This is a genomic window from Rhizobium sp. ZPR4 (assembly GCF_040215725.1).
Lineage (GTDB): Bacteria > Pseudomonadota > Alphaproteobacteria > Rhizobiales > Rhizobiaceae > Rhizobium > Rhizobium rhizogenes_D.
Genome location: NZ_CP157967.1, coordinates 1,636,995 through 1,660,258, shown reverse-complemented (window position 1 = coordinate 1,660,258; position 23,264 = coordinate 1,636,995). Strand labels below are relative to the sequence as shown.

At 59.3% G+C, this 23,264-nt stretch carries 19 protein-coding genes; 15 read left to right on the top strand and 4 right to left on the bottom strand.

What is annotated here, in order from left to right; all coding sequences use genetic code 11:
- Positions 1–20 precede the first annotated feature (20 nt).
- On the bottom strand, positions 21–773 hold the full coding sequence (locus tag ABOK31_RS08180; protein ID WP_092716294.1) for a hypothetical protein: 753 nt from the start codon (positions 771–773) through the stop codon (positions 21–23).
- A gap of 196 nt (positions 774–969) precedes the next feature.
- On the bottom strand, positions 970–3,282 hold the full coding sequence (locus tag ABOK31_RS08175) for an NADP-dependent malic enzyme (protein ID WP_349958435.1): 2,313 nt from the start codon (positions 3,280–3,282) through the stop codon (positions 970–972).
- Positions 3,283–3,504: 222 nt separating this feature from the next.
- On the opposite strand from ABOK31_RS08175, the gene ABOK31_RS08170 reads away from it, so the two are divergent.
- From ABOK31_RS08170 to ABOK31_RS08140, 7 genes are all read left to right on the top strand, one after another.
- On the top strand, positions 3,505–4,260 hold the full coding sequence (locus ABOK31_RS08170; RefSeq protein WP_349958433.1) for a glycerophosphodiester phosphodiesterase family protein: 756 nt from the start codon (positions 3,505–3,507) through the stop codon (positions 4,258–4,260).
- 113 nt (positions 4,261–4,373) lie between these two features.
- Positions 4,374–5,180, top strand: coding sequence for a UDP-2,3-diacylglucosamine diphosphatase (locus tag ABOK31_RS08165; RefSeq protein WP_174179468.1), 807 nt, complete (start codon positions 4,374–4,376; stop codon positions 5,178–5,180).
- Positions 5,181–5,348: 168 nt separating this feature from the next.
- Positions 5,349–6,566 (top strand): MFS transporter, encoded by a 1,218-nt coding sequence (locus ABOK31_RS08160; protein WP_349958431.1) that lies wholly within the window; start codon positions 5,349–5,351, stop codon positions 6,564–6,566.
- 150 nt (positions 6,567–6,716) lie between these two features.
- On the top strand, positions 6,717–7,877 hold the full coding sequence (locus ABOK31_RS08155) for an MlaE family lipid ABC transporter permease subunit (RefSeq protein WP_174179464.1): 1,161 nt from the start codon (positions 6,717–6,719) through the stop codon (positions 7,875–7,877).
- Between the two features lie 12 nt (positions 7,878–7,889).
- A complete protein-coding gene (locus ABOK31_RS08150) occupies positions 7,890–8,753 on the top strand; it encodes an ATP-binding cassette domain-containing protein (RefSeq protein WP_174179462.1) in 864 nt (287 codons plus the stop codon).
- A gap of 9 nt (positions 8,754–8,762) precedes the next feature.
- Positions 8,763–10,133, top strand: a complete 1,371-nt coding sequence (locus tag ABOK31_RS08145) for an MlaD family protein (RefSeq protein ID WP_349958429.1) — start codon at positions 8,763–8,765, stop codon at positions 10,131–10,133.
- Between the two features lie 38 nt (positions 10,134–10,171).
- Positions 10,172–10,786 (top strand): ABC-type transport auxiliary lipoprotein family protein, encoded by a 615-nt coding sequence (locus ABOK31_RS08140; RefSeq protein ID WP_174179456.1) that lies wholly within the window; start codon positions 10,172–10,174, stop codon positions 10,784–10,786.
- 6 nt (positions 10,787–10,792) lie between these two features.
- Here ABOK31_RS08140 and ABOK31_RS08135 read toward each other — a convergent pair whose 3' ends face one another.
- A complete protein-coding gene (locus ABOK31_RS08135; protein WP_349958427.1) occupies positions 10,793–11,191 on the bottom strand; it encodes an SRPBCC family protein in 399 nt (132 codons plus the stop codon).
- Between the two features lie 295 nt (positions 11,192–11,486).
- On the opposite strand from ABOK31_RS08135, the gene gndA reads away from it, so the two are divergent.
- Positions 11,487–12,914, top strand: coding sequence for an NADP-dependent phosphogluconate dehydrogenase (gndA, locus tag ABOK31_RS08130; RefSeq protein WP_349958425.1), 1,428 nt, complete (start codon positions 11,487–11,489; stop codon positions 12,912–12,914).
- 16 nt (positions 12,915–12,930) lie between these two features.
- On the opposite strand, the gene ABOK31_RS08125 is transcribed toward gndA, so the two are convergent.
- Entirely contained in the window at positions 12,931–14,010 is a 1,080-nt protein-coding gene (locus ABOK31_RS08125; protein ID WP_174179453.1) for a LacI family transcriptional regulator, read from the bottom strand.
- Positions 14,011–14,471: 461 nt separating this feature from the next.
- On the opposite strand from ABOK31_RS08125, the gene ABOK31_RS08120 reads away from it, so the two are divergent.
- From ABOK31_RS08120 to ABOK31_RS08090, 7 genes are all read left to right on the top strand, one after another.
- Positions 14,472–15,710: an ABC transporter substrate-binding protein gene (locus tag ABOK31_RS08120; RefSeq protein ID WP_174179451.1), complete on the top strand. Its 1,239-nt coding sequence runs from the start codon at positions 14,472–14,474 to the stop codon at positions 15,708–15,710.
- Positions 15,711–15,800: 90 nt separating this feature from the next.
- The gene (locus ABOK31_RS08115; protein ID WP_174179449.1) at positions 15,801–16,691 is read left to right on the top strand and encodes a sugar ABC transporter permease; all 891 of its coding nucleotides are present in this window, start codon (positions 15,801–15,803) and stop codon (positions 16,689–16,691) included.
- Between the two features lie 12 nt (positions 16,692–16,703).
- Positions 16,704–17,600 carry a carbohydrate ABC transporter permease gene (locus ABOK31_RS08110; protein ID WP_174179447.1) on the top strand — a complete coding sequence of 299 codons (897 nt, stop codon included), beginning with the start codon at positions 16,704–16,706 and terminating at the stop codon, positions 17,598–17,600.
- Between the two features lie 3 nt (positions 17,601–17,603).
- Entirely contained in the window at positions 17,604–18,695 is a 1,092-nt protein-coding gene (locus tag ABOK31_RS08105; protein WP_349958422.1) for an ABC transporter ATP-binding protein, read from the top strand.
- Positions 18,696–18,752: 57 nt separating this feature from the next.
- Positions 18,753–21,218 carry a glycoside hydrolase family 2 protein gene (locus tag ABOK31_RS08100; protein ID WP_349958420.1) on the top strand — a complete coding sequence of 822 codons (2,466 nt, stop codon included), beginning with the start codon at positions 18,753–18,755 and terminating at the stop codon, positions 21,216–21,218.
- A 105-nt stretch (positions 21,219–21,323) separates the two neighbouring features.
- The gene (locus ABOK31_RS08095) at positions 21,324–22,085 is read left to right on the top strand and encodes a sugar phosphate isomerase/epimerase (RefSeq protein ID WP_349958419.1); all 762 of its coding nucleotides are present in this window, start codon (positions 21,324–21,326) and stop codon (positions 22,083–22,085) included.
- 11 nt (positions 22,086–22,096) lie between these two features.
- Entirely contained in the window at positions 22,097–23,230 is a 1,134-nt protein-coding gene (locus ABOK31_RS08090; protein ID WP_349958418.1) for a Gfo/Idh/MocA family oxidoreductase, read from the top strand.
- Positions 23,231–23,264 lie beyond the last annotated feature (34 nt).

Here is a 23,264-nt window from a genome sequence, read left to right as displayed (position 1 = left end):
GAAAAACGTCTGGCCGCGCACTATTGCGTTGGCTGGGGTCCAGCCTCTTTCGGGTGCTTGAGGTCGATGCTGCCCTGGTCGGTCGCAAGAAATTGCGGGCCGACCTGGCGCACCTTATGGGCCGAGGGATCGTAGGGGCGATCAGGCGGAAACTGTTGCGGCTGCGCCTGTGTTACCTTGGGTGCTGCCGTCGGGGGGGCCTGCCTTTGTTGCAGGCTGGAATCCTTCTGCAGCCTCGGCGTCTCGATGACGGTAATAGAGCTTTCCGGCTTAGCCAGGGATTGCTCCTGCGGCGCATAGGCATCCATTTTCGTGCGGGTGTCGATGACGATATCCGGAGTTGCCGAAGCCGGCAGGCTGCAGCCGTTGCGCTGCATCGTATCCAGCAACTGCCGGCGCTGCATGGCAACGGCATCGACACGGCCGACGCTCTGCTCACGCTGATCCATCAGCAGGGAGAGATCGTGCCGCATCTGATCGATCGATTGCCGCATGTCGTTGCAGACGCCTTGATTGTCCTGCCCGCCAAACACCGCATCGTCGCCTTCGATGCAGCCCTGGTTGCGCAGATCGCTCATCGTTCGGCGGATCATCAGGTTCTGTTGGACGATGGCGCGTGAGAGCTGGCGGGTTTCCTGGCTGGCGCCGATCACTTCGTTGATGTCGACATAGCGGCCGCGCAGCTCGTCGCAGAGGTCTGCCTGCGCGAGGGCCGGTGTGGCCGTCAGCAGGGATAGCAGGGCAATGGAAGCTTGTTTTGTGCCGCGGTTCACGGTTCTGCTCTCGAAAGCGGTTTTAAGTCGCTAAAGATTACACGCTGCAGCTTAACAACGTATCCATGAAAAAGCACGGATTTCGAGAGGATTTTCACGAAATTGCAGCTCGGGGCCGCCAAAAGCAAAAAGATAAGAGGGTTCCGCGATTGCATGAAGCGCGGAACCGTTCTGGCAGCGGCTGCGAGGCGCCGTATTAAGCGATCTGCGAGGCCTCGACGACAGCGAGCGCCGCCATGTTGACCACGCCGCGCGACGTGACCGACGGCGAGAGAATGTGGGCGGGAAGCGCCGTGCCGAGCAGGATCGGGCCGACATGCAGGCTGTCAGTCATGGTCTTGACCACGCCGAGCGTGATGTTGGCGGCATCGAGGTTCGGGAAGACCAGAAGATTGGCTTCGCCGGAAAGCGTGCTATCCGGCATGACGTGCCGGCGCAGGCTCTCGGAAATGGCGCTGTCGCCATGCATTTCGCCATCGACTTCCAGCTCTGGCGCCGCCTTGCGAACCAGAGCGAGCGCCTCGCGCATCTTCGTAGCGCTTTCCGACTCCCGTGAACCGAAGTTGGAATGCGAGACGAGAGCGGCACGCGGCTCGATGCCGAAGCGTTTGATTTCCTCGGCGGCCAGCCAGGCCGACTCCGCGATTTCTTCGGCGGTCGGATTAAACGTGACGTAGGTATCCGTGTAGAAGGTCGCGCCGCGCTGCGAGATGAGCAGACTCAATGCCGAGAAATCACGAACGTCCGGCCGCTTGCCGATGATCTGGCGGACGATGCGCAAATGACGCTCATAACGGCCTTCAAGGCCACAGATCAGCGCATCGGCTTCGCCGCGCTTCAGGGCCAGCGCGCCGATGACGGTTGTGTTGGTACGGACGATCGTGCGGGCAGCTTCGGGGATCACGCCGGCCCGGCCGACGAGCGAGAAGTAGAGATCGACATATTCGCGGAAGCGCGGATCGTCTTCCGGGTTGATGACGGCGAAATCCGTATTCGGGCGGATCTTCAGGCCGTAGCGCTTCAGGCGGGTCTCGATGACGGAGGGGCGGCCGATCAGGATCGGGACGGCTGTGCCTTCTTCAAGCAGAACCTGGGCGGCGCGCAGCACGCGCTCGTCTTCGCCTTCGGAAAAGACGACGCGCTTGCGTTCCGCCACTTTAGCCGCCGCAAATATCGGCTTCATGATGAAGCCGGAGCGGAAGACGAAGCGGTTGAGCTCGTCCATATAGGCGTCGAAATCGGCAATCGGGCGCAGCGCTACGCCGCTATCGGCCGCGGCCTTCGCCACAGCCGGCGCGATGCGCAGGATCAGGCGCGGATCGAAGGGCGAGGGGATGAGGTAGTTGGGGCCGAAGACCGGCGTTTCGCCCGAATAGGCGCGGGCCGCGACATCGGAAGGCTCTTCGCGGGCAAGCGAGGCGATGGCGCGTACGGCGGCCATCTTCATCTCTTCGTTGATCGTCTTGGCGCCGCAATCGAGCGCGCCGCGGAAGATATAGGGGAAGCAGAGGACGTTGTTGACCTGGTTCGGGAAGTCCGAGCGGCCGGTGCAGATCATCGCGTCAGGGCGGGCGGCGCGGGCGAGATCCGGCATGATTTCCGGCGTGGGATTGGCGAGCGCCATGATCAGCGGCTTTTCAGCCATCTGTGCGAGAAGTTCCGGCTTCAGCACGCCGGCTGCTGACAGGCCGAGGAAGACGTCGGCGTCTGGAATGGATTCGGCAAGCACGCGCTTGTCGCTGTCTTGGGCATAGACGGACTTCCACTCGTCCATCAGCACGTTGCGGTCCTTGTAGACCAGGCCCTCGATATCGTGGACCCAGATATTTTCGCGCTTGGCGCCAAGGGTGACGAGCAGGTTGAGGCAGGCGAGAGCGGCTGCACCCGCGCCGGAGGCGACGATCTTGACGTCTTCGATCTTCTTGCCGGCCAGTTCTAGACCGTTGAGGATGGCGGCCGCGACGATAATCGCGGTGCCGTGCTGATCGTCGTGGAATACAGGGATTTCCATCTGCTCGCGCAGGCGGCGCTCGACGTCGAAGCATTCCGGCGCCTTGATGTCTTCGAGATTGATGCCGCCGAAGGTCGGCTCGAGCGCCGAAACGGTGTTGACCATCTCATCGACCGTCGGTGCCGCAATTTCGATGTCGAAGACGTCGATGCCGGCGAATTTCTTGAAGAGAACGGCCTTGCCTTCCATGACGGGTTTCGAGGCGAGCGGGCCGATATTGCCGAGGCCGAGTACCGCCGAACCGTTCGAAATCACCGCAACGAGATTGGCGCGGGACGTATAGTCGGCAGCCGTTTCGGGATTGTCGCGGATGGCGATGCAGGGGGCGGCGACGCCGGGCGAATAGGCAAGGGCCAGATCACGCTGGTTGCCCAGCGGTTTCGTCGCCTGAATTTCCAGCTTGCCAGGGCGGGGATAGCGATGGAAATAAAGCGCCTGTTCGTCGAGATTTCCGCTCGCCATATTCTTGGCTGCTTTCGAAGTGTCGTTCGTATCCAACTCGCGTCTCCATTCCTGCCTGCGCTTTGAGTCTTCTGCATACATCAATAGCTTCGCCTTCACAGTATGCAATTGAGGTCGCGAAGCGTTTTGTCGTGGCAAAACTGAATTGCCTTTTCCGCGATGATTGCGCGATGTCCCTTCCGCAAGTCGAACGTCGCGGTCGCGTCATCAGGCATTCATCGCGTCGACCTAAGAATATTTCAGGCGGAGATTTCCTTGATGACTCTGATAGCCTCCCATCGCGGCGGTGCGCATTTGTGGCCCGAAAACACCAGGCTCGCCTTCTCTAAGACGGCCAAGCTCGATGTTGATCTTGTCGAATTCGATGTGCATCAGACGCGAGACGGCAAGCTCGTCGTGCACCACGACGCTTTGATCGACCGAATGACTGATGGCAAGGGCGCGATCGCTGATTTCAGCTATGACGAGCTGATGCGCCATGTCGTGATCGGAAGCGGCGGCGAAACCATTCCGACGCTTATGGAGACGATCGATATTTTCGGGCCGTCCGCCGTCGATCTCCGGCTGGAGATCAAGACCAGGGCGGATGGCACGCCCTATGAGGGGATGGAGCGCCGCATCGTCGATGAGCTGACGGCGACGGGCATGCTGACACGTACGATGGTGACGAGCTTCTCCCTGCCGCATCTCGAAGCATTCGGCGCCGCGCTTGGCGAACAGGGGCTGAATGTCGGCGAACTGCTCGGTTTCATCTTCCTCTGTTCGCCTCAGCTCGCCGGGCAACTCGGCTGGGGCGGGGTCATGGCCGCCATGCGCGGCTTCGGCGTGCGCGAGATTGCAATACGTGCCGATGCGCTTGATGGCGAGGTTACGCAGCTCTTTTGTAGGAATGGCGTGAAGGTACATGGATGGGCGGCCCATACAAGCGAGGCGGCACGGGCCATGTTTCGCCTCGGTATCGCCAGTTTTACAAGCGACCGTCCTGACCTCGCCGTCGCCGCGAGACGTGGTTGAACCTTGTCGCTGAGCCGCCAAGCACAGGGTTTGTCATCTTCCTGAAACACGAGTCTGGTTTTGGAATAGCCAAGGTAGGATAGGGCACGGACATAAAGTTCGTGAATGAAAACATGGACCCCCGGCATTTCCGAACGCTATTCATTTCTGACGTGCACCTCGGCTCGAAGGCCGCCAAGGCGGACTACCTGCTCGATTTTCTCCGTTACCACGACGCCGACACGATCTTTCTGGTCGGGGATATCGTTGACGGCTGGAGACTGAAGCGGAACTGGTACTGGCCGCAGGATTGTAACGACGTCGTGCAGAAACTCCTGCGCAAGGCGCGCAAGGGTACGCGCATCGTCTATATCCCTGGCAATCACGACGAATTCCTGCGTGACTTCCCCGGAATGCACTTCGGCGGTATCGAGGTGGCACAGCGCGCCATACACGAAACGGCCGACGGGAAGAAATATCTCGTGCTCCACGGCGATGAATTTGACGTCGTCGTCCGCAATGCCCGCCTGCTCGCCTATCTCGGCGACTGGGCCTATGACATGGCCATTCTGATCAATATCGGCCTTGCTGCCGTGCGCCGCCGCTTGAACATGCCCTATTGGTCCTTCTCGGCCTGGGCGAAGCTGCAGGTCAAGCACGCCGTGAACTTCATCGGCGAGTTTCAGCGTGTCGTCGCCGAAGAGGCCAAGCGTAACGATGCCGATGGTGTCATCTGCGGTCACATCCACCATGCTGTCATCGAGGATCTCGACGGCGTGCGCTACATCAATACCGGCGACTGGGTGGAAAGCTGCACGGCGATCGCCGAGCATGAGGACGGTACGTTCGAGCTGATCACCTGGCGGACAATCCTCGAGACGCAGCCTGTGGATTCTCCCGTCGGAGAATTGCCGCGGCCGATCGGTGCACAGGCGGCGTAATTTCTACGCCTCTTCACGTAGCTGATAATGGCCTGTCATAATTATTGATCGCCGCAGGACGGCCTTGACTTAGGATTTTTCCGAAACGTTACGGTTTTGGCCATTTCTCGCCATAGTCGTATTCTCGATAGCATGATAGGGACAGGTAAGTTCCCCTTCAGGTCTGTCATGATTCCCGCGATCAAGTCCTTCCAGGGCGAGGGTGCGCCTCCATATTTCCGCTTGCGCGCCGCCTTGTCCTATTGCGCTCCGTTGTTCGTCAACGGCATTGCCGTACCCTTCTTTCCCGTCTGGTTGGCGGGGCTGAACTTCAATGATCACGAGATCGGCCTGGTGATCGCCATTCCCATGGTCGTGCGCGTCCTCGTGACACCCTTCATAGCGGTGCTCGCCGATCATATGACGGAGCGGGCCGATGTGTTGCTATGGTCGGGCGCTCTGTCACTGCTGACGGCAATCGCGCTCTATTGGACGAGCGATTTCTGGCCGGTGCTTCTGGTCTATGGCATTCAGGGCGCCACCTATGCGCCTTACGTGCCGGTGGTCGAATCGATCGCCATGTCAGGCGTGCGCCGCTGGGGCTTCGATTATGGCTCCATGCGGGTGTGGGGATCGATCACCTTCATCCTGTCGACCCTTCTCGGCGGCCAGCTGATCGGCATGTGGGGCGGCGCCACCGTATTGCCTGTGATGGTGGCGGGATTCATTCTCACGACGTTGATGGGCTTTTTCGCGCCTCGCATCGGGCCGACGCGCCGGCGCAACCAACCGATCAATCTGCAATCACCGACCGGAAATCTGCGCTCGCCGCAATTGCTCATCACCATGATCGGCGTGTCGATACAGCAATCAAGCCATGCGATGCTCTATACGTTTGCGTCGATCTACTGGCATAAGCTCGGCTTTTCCGGCGCCGAGATAGCCGTGTTATGGAGCATTGGCGTTACCGCCGAGGTGATGGTTTTCTTCCTGTCGAAGAAACTGAGCAGGCGGTTCAGTGCATGGACGCTCATCTTCTTCGGTTCGACCATGTGCATTCTGCGCTGGATCCTGTTTCCGAGCAATTTCGGTTTCATCGGCTATTTCGTGCTGCAGTGCTTTCATTCCTGCACCTATGCCTGCGTTCATACCGGTGTTCAGCGGCGCATAGTCGCGTCCGTCCACGAAGCACAGGAATCATCGGCCCAGGGCGCCTATTATTTCTACAATGGCATGTTCCTGGGGTTGATGACGCTTGCATCCGGCTATCTCTACGCCTGGCTTGACCTGGCGAGTTACTATGTCATGGCCGGCATTGCCGCCTTCGGGCTAGCCATGGTTGTTTTCGCCTATGGGCTGCAGGCCAGGAAGCCGGCAATCGGTGGCGGTGCTCACGGCGTATCCTAACGCGGTGCAACAAATTCATTTGGATATCAAAAAGCCGTGACATATGTTGGCGCCGGCGCGAGATGGAAATTCCATGCATAGTCGGTGTATTAAGCATCGACCATGCGGGCTCTCTGAGTCGGCGCATGTTGTGCCAGATTTGAAAGACGCATGAATTTGAAAGCAGCCGAGCAAAGGTCCGATGCACCGAAGATCGATGATGCGCCTGAGGGCGCAGGTCATCGATATCGGCTGGAGGGCAATTGGCGCAGTGCCAATGTGCACGGCGTGCTGCGTCAGATCGAGCAGCTGTCCAGGCGCAGCTCCGGTGGCAACGTCGTGATTGATCTTTCCGGTCTTTCGGATGTCGATACGGCAGGTGCGCTGCTGATCCGCCGGCTGAAGGAAAGTCAGGAAGCACATAAGGCCCATGTCACGATCGAGGGCTCCAATCCGCATATCGATGAATTGCTGACGGCATTCGATGCGCATCCGGACGATGAGGCGGCTGCGGCAAAGCCGCGGAAATCATTGGCGGAGCGCATACTGGCGCCCATCGGCAAAACCGTTTACGAGATCTGGGGCAATCTCGTCGCCGCCATGTATATTCTGGGCTCCGCCGTGCGCGGCGCGCAGCTCAAATTCGGCCGCGGCAGTGGTGTTTCGCCGGCCTCGATCATCAATCAGATCGATCACATGGCGGTGCGCGCCGTTCCGATCATCCTGCTGATGTCGTCGCTGATCGGTGCCATCATCGCCCAGCAGGGCGCTTTCCAGCTACGCTATTTCGGCGCCGAAATCTTCGTGGTCGATCTGGTCGGCATCCTGCAATTGCGCGAAATCGGCGTGCTTTTGACCGCGATCATGATCGCCGGCCGTTCCGGCAGCGCAATTACGGCCGAAATCGGCTCCATGAAGATGCGCGAGGAAGTGGATGCGCTGAAGGTCATGGGTCTGAATCCCATCGGCGTTCTCATTTTCCCGCGGCTGGTAGCGCTGACGGTTGCCTTGCCGTTGCTGACGGTCATTGCCAACTTCGCCGCGCTTTTTGGCGCTGCCCTGGTGTCCTGGGCATATTCCGGTATCACCTTTGCGACCTTCATCTCCCGCCTGCATGAAGCCGTCAGCCTCTCGACGATCATTTCGGGGATGATCAAGGCGCCGTTCATGGCGCTGGTTATCGGCATCGTCGCAGCGGTCGAGGGATTGAAAGTGGGAGGCAGCGCCGAATCTCTTGGTCAACATGTGACCTCATCGGTGGTGAAGTCGATCTTCGTCGTTATCCTGATGGACGGGCTGTTTGCCATGTTCTACGCAGCAATCGATTTCTGAGGGACGGCAAGGATGAGCGCGCTTCACTCGGAAATCCCATTGGAAAAAGATGAGCACGGCAGGGACATTGTGCTGTCGGCACGGGATGTCACGGTCGGCTTCGGATCGAAAATCGTCCTCGATAAGCTGAACCTCAATATCTATCGCGGCGAAATCCTTGGTTTCGTCGGTGCTTCCGGCGCCGGCAAGTCCGTGCTGCTGCGTACCGTACTGCGACTGCTGCCGCGCCGTTCGGGCAAGATCGAAATCCTCGGCGAGGATTACGACAAGCTCGACGAGGAAGACCGCAACCGCCTCGACATGCGGCTCGGCGTTCTCTTCCAGCAGGGCGCGCTGTTTTCCTCATTGACGGTCAAAGAAAACATCCAGGTGCCGATGCGGGAATATCTGGATCTGCCCAAGGAAATGATGGACGAATTGGCGCTGATGAAGATCCGCATGGTGGGTCTTGCAGCTGACGCCGCCGACAAATATCCGTCCGAACTTTCCGGCGGTATGATCAAGCGCGCGGCACTTGCCAGAGCCTTGGCGCTCGACCCCGACCTCGTTTTTCTCGACGAGCCGACATCGGGCCTCGATCCGATCGGTGCGTCGGAGTTCGACGAGCTGATCGCCAAGCTGCGCGACACGCTTGGCCTGACCGTTTATATGGTGACTCACGACCTCGATAGCCTGTTTTCCGTCTGCGACCGTATTGCTGTCCTCGGACAGAAGCGGGTATTGGTGGAAGGCACGGTTGAGGACATGCTCGCCTGTGATGACCCTTGGGTGCAATCCTATTTCAGGGGCAAGCGCGCGCGCTCGATCGTGCCGCGCGAGGACATCAGAGGGCACAACGACGACAAAGGCGCAAGCGCCCACAGCCGCGAGAAGTGACTGGAGACAATGGAAACCAAAGCCAATTACACGATCGTCGGGTTCTTCACGCTGCTTGTTATCGCGGCTGCCTTCGGTTTCGTCTACTGGATGGCGGAATATGGCCGCGGCGGCCCGATGGTCGAGCTTGTCGTGCGCATCCCCGGTTCGGCAAACGGCCTGAGCGTCGGCTCGCCGGTTCGCTTCAATGGTATCCAGGTCGGTTCGGTGCAGGGTCTGTCGATCGATGCCGACGATCCGAACTATTCGCTTGCCTTCACGCAGGTACGCGCTGATGCGCCGGTCTATACTTCGACCAAGGCTATTCTTGAGATCCAGGGTCTGACGGGCGCCGCCTATATCGAGCTTTCCGGCGGGCGCAACGGCGACGAGAATATTTTGAAGCGTTCGATCGACACGGGCAAGCGGGCGGTGTTGCTTGCGGATCAATCGAGCGTGACCAATCTGCTGACGACAGCCGACAAGATCCTGAACCGCGCCAATGATACGATTGGCGACATTCAGGGCTTCGTCTCGGATTCGCGTGGGCCTTTGACCGATACCGTGCGCAATGCACAGAAATTCTCCAAGGCCATCGCCGACAATTCCGACAATATCGACAAGTTCCTGGCAAGCGTCGGGCAGCTTTCCGATACCTTCAAAACCGTCTCGACCCGCGTGGATTCGACATTGGATGCGGTTGAGAAGCTGGTGCGCGCGGTTGATGCCCAGAAGGTCAACGACGTCATCGCCAATGCCGACAAGATCACGGCCAATGTTGCCGACGCGACAACCGACCTGAAGGCGACGATTGCGAGTTTCAAGCAGACGGCCGACACCTATACGACGTTTGGTCAGAATGCTCAAAAGACGCTGGATCGCGTCGATGCGATCGTTGCACAGATCGATCCGGCCAAGATCAAGGGATCGGTTGATGATATTGCCGACGTGACGAAGCAGGCGCGCACGGCGGTCGCATCGATCCGCGACGTCGCCAATTCCGTTGCCGCGCATCAGCAGGATATCGACCAGACGATCGCCAATGCCCGCGACATCTCCACCAAGCTCAACGCGGCATCCGGGAAGGTCGACGGAATTCTGACCAAGGTCAATTCTCTGCTCGGCGACGACAGCACGAAATCGCTGTTCGCAGAAGCCAAGGACACGCTCGAATCCTTCAAGAAGATGGCGGACAATCTCAATTCCCGCATCGGTCCGATCGCTGACAATCTGCAGAAATTTTCCAGCAGCGGCTTGCGCGATGCCCAGACCCTCATCAACGACATGCGGGGCACGGTTGACAACCTGAATAGTACAATCACTAATTTCGACCGTAATCCGCAGCGATTGATCTTCGGCGGGGATACGGTCAAGACTTATGACGGCCGCGCGCGGCATTGATGAATAGCGATATCTGGTCTCCAGGGGATAAGCGAAATATGGTCGGTTGCGTGTCGAGTGAGCGTCATCAGATGTGGAAAGCTGTGATCGCGTTGCCGTTGCTCGCAGCCTTGCTGGGAGGCTGTGGAACCTCCTCCAACAACGATACCTACGATCTTTCCGCGTCGGCAAAGTCGAATGGGCCTTCGGTCAAGAGCCGCCAGATTCTCATACCGCCGCCGACCGCGCTGCAGGCACTGGACAGCAATCAGATCGTCATTCGCGTCTCGCCCTCGGAAATTCAGTACCTCGGCAAATCGCAATGGAGCGACAAGCTGAGCAAGATGGTGCAATCGAAACTGGTCGAAGCTTTCGAAAATACCGGCAAGCTCGGCGGTGTCGGCGTGCCCGGGCAGGGGCTTGCCATCGACTACCAGATCGTCACCGATATCCGTTCCTTCGAGATCAATGCCTCCGGTGGCCAGAAGACGGCAATCGTCGAAATCTCGGAAAAAATCCTGAACGATCGCACCGGTACGGTGAAGGCGCAGAGTGTATTCCGGAAGGTCGTGCCGGTCAGCGGCGGCAGCAATCCCGATTTCGTGCGGGCGCTCGATACTGCATTTGCCGGTGTGACAGGCGAACTCGTCGATTGGACCTTGCGTTCGCTGTAAGGGCGATTAGCGCTCCATCAATTCCTTCAGTGTCTTCAGATCGCGCATGACATGGGCGGCATCGGCCATGAATTGGGCAGTTTCCATGCCCGGTAGCTGGAGCACGGTGAACATGACCTCGCAACCATCGCCGTTCGGTACGATCCGCAAGGCATTGTAGACCTGCAGATCGGATTCCAGTGTTACCCAATGGTCGATGACGCCGAAGTCATTGCGAGGCGCAAAGCGCACCCGGGCAGTGCCTAGCGTGCCTTCGGCGATCCAATCATCCCCATCCTGTGTCAGTCCTGATGCCAGGCCAGAGGCCCAGAAAGGCATGTTCTCCGGTCGGCTGGCGTAGTCATAGACCTCCCTCCAGTCGCGAGCGATAGAGATGTGTACGATCTTCGCGCTCATGGTCGACATCGTGGTTTCCTCCTCTATATCATCGTCATGGGGCTGCGATTGGCAGAACAGGCGTTTGTTCGGAAACGGATGAATCGCGAATTCCGCAACATTGTTGCACAGTCCTGCAAAGAGAACGATTCACCGCTTTCGAAGGCTTGCCGTTTTCCGTCCGGAGTGCAACAACAGCCCCCAACGCAGGGCTGTCGCCGGTCGCGCCGAGCGTCGGTGGCATTGCGTCACATCGGATGTTGCTGTGTCTTGCGGGTCTTCAGGGTGGGGCCTGGCGCAGTCAACGACTCATTGGAGGATTGTCGTGGAAAAGGCAGAAATCGGGCTGATCGGTCTCGCTGTGATGGGATCGAATCTGGCGCTCAACATCGCCGAAAAAGGCAATAAGATCGCAGTATTCAACCGTACGCCTCAGGTAACGGATGAATTTTATGCGAATGCGGGCGCGCTCAAGGACAAGATCATTCCCTGCAAGACGATCGAGGAGTTCGTCGAGGCGATCCGCCCGCCGCGACCGATCATCATCATGATCAAGGCCGGCGAGCCGGTCGACCAGCAGATGGCGGCGCTGCAGCCCTATCTCGACAAGGGCGACATCATGATCGATGCCGGCAATGCCAACTTCCGCGACACGATCGCCCGCTTCGACCGCCTCAAGGATACCGGCCTGACTTTCATCGGTATGGGCGTGTCCGGCGGTGAGGAAGGTGCGCGTCACGGCCCGTCCATCATGGTCGGCGGTACCGAAGACTCCTACAAGCGCGTCGAAAAGGTGCTGACCTCGATCGCCGCCAAGTACAATGACGATCCTTGCGTTGCCTGGCTCGGCAACGACGGCGCCGGCCATTTCGTCAAGACCATCCATAACGGCATCGAATATGCCGACATGCAGATGATCGCCGAAATCTACGGCATTCTGCGCGACGGCCTCGGCAAGAGCGCTGCCGAGATCAGCTCGATCTTCGGCGAGTGGAACAAGGGTCGCCTCAACTCCTACCTGATCGAGATCACCGAGAAGGTTCTTGCCGCCAAGGACCCGGCAACCGGCAGCGCCATGCCTGACGTTATCCTCGACAAGGCCGGCCAGAAGGGCACCGGCAAGTGGTCTGCCATCGAAGCGCAGAACATGGGCATTCCGGCGACCGCTATCGAAGCTGCCGTCGCGGCCCGCAGCCTGTCTGCCATCAAGAGCCAGCGTGAAGCCGCCGAGAAGATCTTCGGCACGCCGGACTACAAGTTCCCGATCGCTTTCGGCCCCGATCTGCTGAAGGATCTCGAGCTTGCTCTCTTCGCCGCCAAGATCGGCGCTTATGCCCAGGGCTTTGCCGTGATGGCCGAGGCTTCGAGGGAATTCAACTGGTCGCTGCCGATGCCTGTCATCGCCAAGATCTGGCGTGCCGGCTGTATCATCCGTTCGCAATTCCTCGACGAGATCACCAGCGCCTTCACCAAGAACCCGGATGCGGCGAACCTGATCGTTACCCCAGCCTTTGCCGAGATGGTCAAGGAATCGATCCCGTCGCTGCGTCGTATCGTTTCGGCAGCAACGGCATCCGGCCTACCGGTTCCAGCCCTTGCTTCGGCGCTCACATACTTCGACGCTTATCGTCAGGCGCGCGGCACCGCCAACCTGATCCAGGCCCAGCGTGACTTCTTCGGCGCGCACGGTTTCGATCGTGTCGACGGCAAGGATATCCATCACGGCCCTTGGGGCAGCGGCGCACAAGGCTGAGAGGCTTGCTTGTGCTTCAATAAGGAAAGCTCGCCGGACCCGTTCGGTGAGCTTTTTCTGTTGTCAGCTCGTCTGGCCAAACAGGCTCGCTGATGCTTTGCAGCAGCTCCGGCTCCACGCCGTCGATCCGGGCGATCACGGCCTTGGCAAGCTCGCGGCCGGCGTGACGGAAGTCTTCCGATACCGTGATGATCTCGGGCCGGATCCAGCTCAGCACATCGGTCGATTGCTTGGCGACCATGTCGATATCGCGGCCGAGGCGGAAACCGGCTGCCTCGATGCCGGCATTGACGGCAATCGCACCGCCGCTGCTGGAACAGACGATCCCATCAGGTGCATGCGGTGATCGCATCAGCGCCTCGACCGTATCCTTGATATCGGCAAGAGCATTGTCGGTGGTTATCCTGAGCGGGATCTCCTCGGCGCCATATTGATGCAGGCCGGTCTGGAAACCGATGCGGGTGTGCGAATAATAGGTCAGCTTGCTGGAGGGCTGCAGCAGCGCCAGGCGCCGCCGCCCCCTTGCGACCAGCGCCCGCACAGCCTCATGCGCGAAGGCTTCGTTGTCGAAGTCATGGAAGGGGTGGACGATGCCCATATCCGTCCTCCCATGCGTTGAGAAAGGCATGCCGCGCTCATGCATGAGCTCGACGCGAGGATCGTCCGGCTCTGTACGCGATATGATGACACCGTCGGCCGAGCCGGTGTCGAGAATGTAGCGCACCGGCACCAGCGGATCCTTGCTGTGCGAGTGCGGCGTAATGACCAAATGATACTGGGTGCCTGCCAGGACTTCCGAGATGCCGAAGACGATGTGGCTGGTGAAGCCCATGATTTCTTCGTCGATGCTTAGCACCAGCGCGATGACGTTGGTCTTGCCGGTTCTCAAGCGCACGCCCGCGCGGTTCGGTTGATAACCCAGCTGACGGGCGACCATGCGCACGCGCTCTTTGGTCTCTGCGCCGATATCCGGAGCATCCTTCAATGCGCGCGAGACGGTGGTGATCCCAAGCCCGGTCATGAAGGCGATCGTCTTCAATGTCGGCCGTTCTGGGGTGGACGGCGTTCCGCCTCCTGAAATTTTCTTATTGTCCATTCCGTTCAAGCTCGCCTCCCGGCCGCCTCCCGCAGCCAATCCGCTTATATTGCTCACGTCTATGCCGCAAGCAAAGACGCTACGGAGCTGCCTCCTCCATTTTCATGAAAACTGTAACGATACAGTTCAAAAGTCGAGCGTTATTTTAGAGACGTTTGTAACGGGTATGCCTGGTGGTTGTATGGTCATCAGTCGCCGGAAATTTTGCTGCGCCAGTAAGGGACGTGAATTCTCTTGCAGGGCGACGAGGGGATATGTCCATATTTATCATGCGTTTATTTCGCCTTTCCCGAAAATATTGCCAATGTTCTCGTTGGATTTCGGCAGTATCTTCCACAGGGGAAACTTAATCACCGGTTGCATAACAAGGGATCTGTAAAAAATTCCGGAAGGAGCGGTTGCGTGTCGAAAATGATTCGACTAGGTTTTTCCGGCAACGTTTCAGTGAGGGAGGAGAACTCATGAATATTCGTTTGGTGGCCGCCGCTTTGCTCGCATCTGTCGCGATTCCGGCCTTCTCAGCAAACGCGACTGATCTCGAAGTGACGCATTGGTGGACATCGGGCGGTGAAGCTGCTGCCGTGAAGGTTCTGGCGGATCAGTACAATGCTCTCGGCAACAATCACTGGGTCGACGGCGCTATCGCCGGATCCGGCTCGACTGCGACGCCGCTGATCGTCAGCCGCATTCTGGGTGGTAATCCCATGGGCGCAACGCAGCTCAACACGGGTCGCGACGCCGAAGAGCTGGTCAAGGCCGGCCTGATGACCGACCTGACCGATCTCGCCGAAAAGGAACATTGGAAGGACATTATTCGTCCGGCGAGCTTGCTGGCTTCGTGCACGTACGAAGGCCGCGTCTATTGCGTGCCGCTCAATATCCATTCCTGGCAGTGGATGTGGGTCAACCGGCATGTCTTCGAAGACAACGGCATGAAGGTTCCGGCCAATTGGGATGAATTCGTAGCCGACGCGCCGAAGCTGCGCGAGAAGGGCATCATTCCGCTCGCAACCGGCGCCCCTTGGCAGGTCGACGGCATGCGCAGCGTGATGCAGATCGGCATTGGCGGCAAGGAAACCTATCTGGCGATCTATCAGAAGAAAGACGCAGACGCTGTGAAGAGCCCCGAAAACCGCAAGGTTTGGGACGCTTTCGCCCAGGCGCGCGATCTGGTTGACGAGAGCTATTCCGGCCGCGACTGGAACGTCGCCACCAATATGGTCATCACAGGCAAGGCCGCCGCTCAGATCATGGGCGACTGGGCGCAGGGCGAGTTTGGCGTCGCCAAGCAGGTTGCCGGCAAGGATTACGATTGCCTGCCGGGTCTCGGCTTCCATGGCCTGCTCGATACCGGCGGTGACAGCTTCTATTTCCCGAAGAACAGCAATGCCGACATCACCAAGGCACAGCTCGAGCTTGCGAGCATGCTGGTTTCCAAGGAAACCCAGGTCAAGTTCAACCTCGCCAAGGGATCGCTGCCGGTGCGTGGCGATATCGACCTGAGCGCGGCCAGCAGCTGCATGAAAAAGGGTCTGGAGATCCTCAAGAACCCTGACAATGTCGTGCCGGGTGTCACCCAGCTGATCGACCCGGATACGCGCGGTCAGATGACCGATCTCGGATTGCAGTTCTTCTCGTCGAAAATGACGGTGGATGAGGCGATCGAGAAGCAGGCCGCCATCTTCAAGCAGGCGCAGTAAGCACACGACCATCCTATCAATCGCGATGGCCGACATGGGACGGGCGAGGGTTCTCGCCTGTCCCGACGCCAGCCACCAACGGAGGTATCGATGGCTAACGCTGTCCGGCCATTTGGTCTGTTCCGCAACCTCAATGCGAAGATTGCCGCCATTCCGATGGTGTTGACGGTGATCGTCGTCTTTGTCGGCTGCACGCTCTGGACCGTCATCTATTCTTTCACGGATTCAAGGCTGCTGCCCAGTTCCAACTTTGTTGGCTTCATGCAGTATCAGCGCCTGTGGGGCACTGATCGCTGGAACATCTCGATCGGCAATCTTGCGACATACGGCATTCTCAGCCTGATTTTTGCTTTCGTCGTCGGCTTCTTCCTGGCCGTGCTGATGGATCAGAAAATCCGCTTCGAGAATACGTTCCGAACCATCTTTCTCTATCCCTTCGCCTTGTCCTTCATCGTGACCGGTTTGGTCTGGCAATGGATTCTCGATCCGGCGCTCGGGCTGCCGAAGCTGATGCAGGACATGGGCTTTACGTGGTTTAATTTCGCGCTGCTCGGCAATCAGAAGACCGTGCTTTATGCGCTGGTCATTGCCGGGCTTTGGCAGGGCACCGGTCTGGTCATGGTGTTGATGCTGGCGGGGCTTCGCGGCATCGACGGCGAAATCTGGAAGGCGGCCCGCGTCGACGGCATTCCGGCCTGGCGGACCTATATTTTCGTCGTCATTCCAATGATGCGCGGCGTCTTCGTCACCACGCTGGTCATCGTCGCTTCGGGCATCGTGCGCGTCTACGATCTGGTGGTCGCCATGACCGCCGGGGGGCCGGGCTTCGCGTCCGAGATGCCTGCCAAATATGTTTACGACTTCATGTTCCAGCGTTCCAATCTCGGCCAGGCGCTTTCCGCCTCCACCGTCATGCTGGTTACCGTGTTCATCTTCGTCGTGCCGTGGGCTCTCTTCGAGTTCCGCCAGAAGCGCAGATAAGGGAGGCACCAAATGGCATTCGCCGCCACCATCGAGCCTTCGGGCGCAAAACCCAAGCGCCGCTTCGCGCCGCGCACCATCATGCTCTACGGCATTCTCGGGCTTGCCGCACTCTACTACGTGCTGCCGCTTTACGTGATGGTCGTCACATCGCTGAAAGGCATGCCCGAAATCCGCATGGGCAATATCTTCGCGCCGCCCATGGAAATCACCTTCGAACCCTGGGTGAAAGCCTGGTCGCAGGCCTGCACCGGGCTCTACTGCCACGGCATTCAGGTCGGCTTCTGGAATTCGGTAAAGATCCTCGTTCCGAGCGTCATCGTCTCGATTGCCGTCGCCTCGGTCAACGGCTATGCCTTGGCCAACTGGCGCTTCAAGGGATCGGAAATCTTCTTCACGATTCTCCTGTTCGGCGCCTTCATCCCCTACCAGGTCATGCTCTATCCGCTGGTCATGGTGCTGCGCGAACTGGGGCTGTTTGCAACGCTTGGCGGCATCGTGCTTGTGCATACGATCTTCGGCATGCCGATCAACACGCTGCTGTTCCGCAACTACTTCGCCTCGCTTCCGCCAGAACTCTTCAAGGCGGCGCGCGTCGATGGCGCGGGATTCTGGCAGATCTTCCTGCGCATCATGCTGCCCATGTCTCTGCCGATCTTCGTCGTCGGGATCATCATCCAGATCACCGGCATCTGGAACGACTTCCTGTTCGGCGTCATTTTCGCCGGCACGCAGAACTATCCGATGACCGTGCAGCTCAACAACGTCGTCAACGCCGTGCAGGGTGTGAAGGAATACAACGTCAACATGGCCGCAACGCTACTGACCGGCGCGGTGCCGCTTATCGTCTATTTCGTGTCCGGACGGCTCTTCGTCCGGGGCATCGCCGCCGGCGCAGTGAAGGGTTGATCCATGAACAGCAGCGTTTCCATCAAAGACCTTTCGCTGAATTTCGGTGCGGTCAACGTCCTGAGAAATCTCAATCTCGAGATCAATGACGGCGAGTTCCTCGTGCTTCTCGGTTCCTCCGGCTGCGGCAAGTCGACCTTGCTCAACTGCATCGCCGGCCTGCTTGACATCAGTGAGGGGCAGATCTTCATCAAGGGCAAGAACGTCACCTGGGAAGAGCCGAAGGATCGCGGCATCGGCATGGTGTTCCAGTCCTATGCGCTCTATCCGCAGATGTCGGTCGAGAAGAACCTCTCCTTCGGTCTCCGTGTGGCCAAGGTGCCGGGAGATGAGATCAAGAAGCGCATCGCCCGGGCGGCCGAGATCCTGCAGATCGAGCCGCTCCTGAAGCGCAAGCCGGCCGAACTTTCCGGCGGCCAGCGCCAGCGCGTTGCCATCGGCCGGGCACTTGTGCGCGATGTCGACGTCTTCCTCTTCGACGAGCCGCTGTCGAACCTCGACGCCAAGCTGCGCTCGGAGCTGCGCGTGGAAATCAAGCGGCTGCACCAGTCGCTGAAGAACACGATGATCTACGTGACCCACGACCAGATCGAGGCGCTGACGCTTGCCGATCGCATCGCGATCATGAAGAACGGCGTCATCATGCAGCTCGATGATCCCACGACGATCTACAACGAGCCGCGCAATCTCTTCGTCGCCGGCTTCATCGGATCGCCTTCGATGAACTTCCTCAAGGGCGAGCTGGTCAACCGCGAAGGCAAGGTCGTGTTTGCGACCAATGACGTGCTGTTTTCTCTCGATGGCTATAAAGCCGGAGAGGCTCTTCAAGCGGGCCGCAAGGTTGTGCTGGGCGTCCGTCCCGAACACATCAAGGTCAATGAAGAGGCGGCGTCGGGCGCCGAGGTCCACAATGCCACCGTCGATATCGAGGAGCCGATGGGTGCCGACAATCTGCTGTGGCTGAAGCATGCCGGCCACACCATGTCGGTTCGCGTCAACGGCGCCAGGCGCTTTGGCCCCGGTTCGGCCGTAAAGCTTGGCTTTGACATGTCTCTCGCATCGCTCTTTGATGCGCAGACAGAACTCAGAATATGATCCCATGCAGGGAGGCGGTCCGAGCGCCTCCACCTCACAGCGGTCCGGGGAGGTCCGATGTCGTCTTCGCTCAATGATAATTCTGCCGTCGATCTTGCCGGTTCGTGGAGGCTGACGTCTCCAGACAGCGATCATTCGCTATCGATGTCGCTGCCCGGTGATGTCCATTCCGCGCTGCATGCGGAAGGGCTTATTCCCGATCCCTATTTCGCGCGCAACGAAGAGGTCGTGCAGTGGGTCGCGAAGCAGGATTGGGAGCTGACGCGCAGCTTCACGCTCGATGACGCCGGCGGTGACTGGTATCTCGATATCGATTATCTCGACACCATCGCCAGCGTCTACGTCAACGATGCGCTCGTGCTGGAGGGCAACAACTGCTTCCAGCGCTATCGCCCCGATGTCTCGAAGGCGCTGAAGACGGGCGAAAACACCATCCGTATCGTTCTGCATTCGAGCATTGCGGCCGGCGCTGCGCTGCAGGACAAGCAGCCTTTCTACATTCCCTACAGCACCGGCAACTCGCCGATCCCGAACGGCAACATGCTGCGCAAGCCGCAATGCCATTTCGGCTGGGACTGGAACATCGCGATCGCGCCGCTCGGCCTTTACGGCACCATCGCGCTGAAGAAGCTCGAGATCGCCCGGGTCGAGAATGTCGTCTCCCAGCAGATTCACAACGACGACGGTTCGGTCGACCTCAAGGTGACGGTCGCGCTGTTTGCCAAGGGAACGGGGATCGCACAGCTCTATTTCTCGCTCGATGATGAGCGGGTGCGTCTCGATGTCGGCGTCAATGCCGGCGAAACCTCGATTACCCACTTCTTCCATATCGATAAGCCGAAGCTTTGGTGGCCGGCCGGCAATGGCGAGCAGACGCTCTATGCCTTGTCCGTGGAAACCAATTTCGAAACAGTCACTCGACAGATCGGTCTACGGACGATCGAGCTTATCACCACAGAGGATGAGGCCGGCAGCCGTTTCGCGCTGAAGGTCAACGGCCGCGAGATCTTTGCCCGCGGGGCCAACTGGATTCCGGCCGACGCGCTGTTTTCGCGCTCCAACCCGGCCGCGACCGAGGATCTGTTGCAATCGGCCGTCGATGCCAACATGAATGCGATCCGCGTCTGGGGCGGCGGCTTCTACGAGCATGAGTGGTTCTATGATACCTGCGACCGCTTGGGTCTCATGGTGTGGCAGGACTTCATGTTCGCCTGCAATCTTTATCCCTCGACGGGCGATTTCCTGGAGAATGTCGAGGCGGAGGTGGGCTATCAGGTTCGTCGGCTTGCGACACATCCGTCCATCGTTCTCTGGTGTGGCGACAATGAACTCGTGGGCGCGCTCACCTGGTTCGAGGAATCCCGCAAAGATCGTGATCGCTATCTCGTCTCCTACGATCGCCTGAACAGGACGATCGAGACGGCGATGAAGAAAGCGCTGCCGGATGCGATCTGGTGGCCGTCGAGCCCGGCTTCGGGTTATCTCAACTTCGGCGACGCATGGCATGCCGACGGCTCGGGCGACATGCATTATTGGTCGGTCTGGCACGAGAACAAGTCCTTCGACAATTATCGGTCCGTTCGCCCACGCTTCTGCTCGGAATTCGGCTTCCAGTCCTATACCTCGCTGCCCGTCATCAAGACCTATGCCGAGGCGAAGGACATGAACATCGCCTCTCCGGTCATGGAACTGCACCAGAAGAATGCCGGCGGCAACGAACGCATCGCCGGCACGATGTTCCGATATTTCCGCTTCCCGAAGGATTTCCCGAATTTCGTCTATCTGAGCCAGGTTCAGCAGGGCCTCGCAATCAAGACGGCGGTGGAATATTGGCGGTCGCTGAAACCGCATTGCATGGGCACGATCTATTGGCAGCTCAACGACACCTGGCCGGTGGCCTCGTGGTCCAGTCTCGATTACGGCGGCCGGTGGAAGGTGATGCACTATCTGGTGCGGCGCTTCTTCCAGCCGGTATCGGTCGCGGCAATTCCGTCCGAAGACAACAAGACGATCCGCTTCTCTCTGGTCAATGACACCAATGCGGATGTCACGGCCGATATTTCCGTCTCGCTGCTCAAGCTCAATGGCGAACGCGTGCCGCTGACGACGGCGCATGCCGTCTGCACGCCGGATGCGGCTGTCACGGCCTTGTCGATCGATGCGGATCAGGTACCGGCCGATTGCCTGCTGGCGTGGCGTTTCACCGCATCGAATGGAACGGGCGGCGAGGGGCACTATGTCCACGGCACCTACAAGGCGCTCGAGCTTCAGCCTGCCGGCCTGACGGTGCTGAGGGAGGAGCAGGAGGAAAACGGGACGGTGGAACTCACAGTCACCGCCAAGGGACTTGCGTTGTTCGTGATGATCGAGAGCGAGGTCGAGGGACGTTACTCCGACAACGCTTTCGATCTTGCAGCCGGCGAAAGCCGCCGCATCGTCTTCACGCCGACCAAGCTGCTGGCAAATAGGGTGCCTGAATTCCGCATCTATGATTTGCAATCCAGCCAGTCGGTGGACAGCTAGCTGGCGGTCAAACAACTGATGGATTGAGCTATCGCGCCGCAGTGGCGGCGCTTTCGGGGCCACAAGCCCAAGACAGACGGCCCGGAGGCCATTGGAGGACTATCGATGACGAAACTTGGATTTCAGCTTTATAGCGCCCGCAATTTTCAGCCCTATTCGGAGATCTTCGTCAAGCTCGGCAAGGCCGGTTATGCCGAAGTCGAAGGTTTCGGCGGTATCTATGCCGATCTCGATGAGGCCGGCCTCAAGACCCTGCGTGCCGAGCTCGACAAGAACGGCCTGCGGATGGCAAGCGGCCATTTCAGCCCGGATTTCCTCGACGGCGAAGTGCAGAAGTCACTGACCATCGCCAAGACCCTCGGCATGGATTCGATCTATGCGCCGCATATCGGCGCCGATCAGCGTCCGAGCGATGCGGCCGGCTGGCGTGCATTCGGCAAGCGCCTGCATGAAATGAGCAAGCCCTACAAGGATGCGGGCTTCGAATTCGGCTGGCACAACCACGATTTCGAATTCGTCAAGCAGGCCGACGGCTCGTTGCCGATCGAGCAGATCTTCGAAGGTGCTCCGGATATTTCCTGGGAAGCCGATATCGCCTGGGTCATCCGTGGCGGCGGCGATCCCTTCGCCTGGATCGAAAAGCTCGGTCCGCGCATCACGGCCGTTCACGTCAAGGACATCGCGCCGGCTGGCGAAAACAAGAACGAAGACGGCTGGGCCGATGTCGGCCACGGCACGGTTCCGTGGGCAAAGCTGCTCAAGGCGCTCGCCGGCACAAGGGCCAAGCACTTCGTCGTCGAACATGACAATCCGAGCGATGTCGATCGCCTGATCACGCGCTCCATCGCATCCTTCAAGAGCTTTTGAGGCACTTCCACATGGCTAAGGAACTTGGCGTCGGCATCATCGGATGCGGCAACATCTCGACCACCTACTTCTCGCTTGCACCGCTCTTCAAGGGCCTGAAGGTGCTGGCCTGCGCTGATATCAACATGGAAGCGGCGCGTGCGCGCGCCGAGGAATACAAGGTCAAGGCCCAGACCATCGACGAACTGCTCGCCAATGACGAGCTCGACGTTATCGTCAACCTGACCATTCCGGATGCGCATTTCCCGGTTTCCAAGCGCATCCTCGAAGCGGGCAAGCATGTCTACTCCGAAAAGCCGCTGGTGCTGACGCTGGAGCAGGGCGAAGAGCTGCGTCGCATCGCCAAGGAAAAGGGGCTCGCCGTCGGCTGCGCTCCCGATACCTTCCTCGGCGGCGCGCATCAGCTCGCGCGCAAGTTCATCGATGACGGCGGCATCGGCCGTATCACCTCCGGCTCGTGCCATGTGATGAGCCCCGGCATGGAAATGTGGCATCCGAACCCGGATTTCTTCTTCCTGCCTGGCGGCGGCCCGATCCTCGATCTCGGCCCCTATTATGTCGCCAACCTCATCAACCTGATCGGTCCGGTGAAGCGCGTGGGGGCGATGACCTCCATGGCATCGCCGACCCGCACGATCACCAGCCAGCCGCGCAATGGCGAGATCATCCCGGTGAAGACGCCGACGACGATCCAGGCGCTGCTCGAATTCGTCAGCGGTGCCCGGATCACGCTGACGACGAGCTGGGATGTCTGGTCGCACCGCCATGCCAATATGGAGCTCTACGGCACCGAGGGCTCGCTCTATGTGCCCGACCCGAACTTCTTCGGCGGCACCGTCGAGGCAAGCGGCCGCGACAAGGACATCAAGCCACTGGAAAACTGGGCGCATCCTTTCGGCATCGTCAATCAGGAAAGCCCGAACGGTTCGCGTGCCAACTATCGCACGGCCGGTCTCGCCGATCTTGCTGCATCGCTGATCGACGGCCGGGATGCGCGTTGCTCGCTCGACCGCACTTTGCACGGCGTCGACGTCATGACCTCGATCCTGAAGTCCGGCGAGGAAGGTCGTTTCATCGATCTCAGCACGACCTGCACGCAACCGGCAGCTCTCGGCATCGAAGAGGCGCAGGCGCTCTTGAAGTAAGCGCAGGAAGAGCTAGTTTGCGCGCGGGTGAACA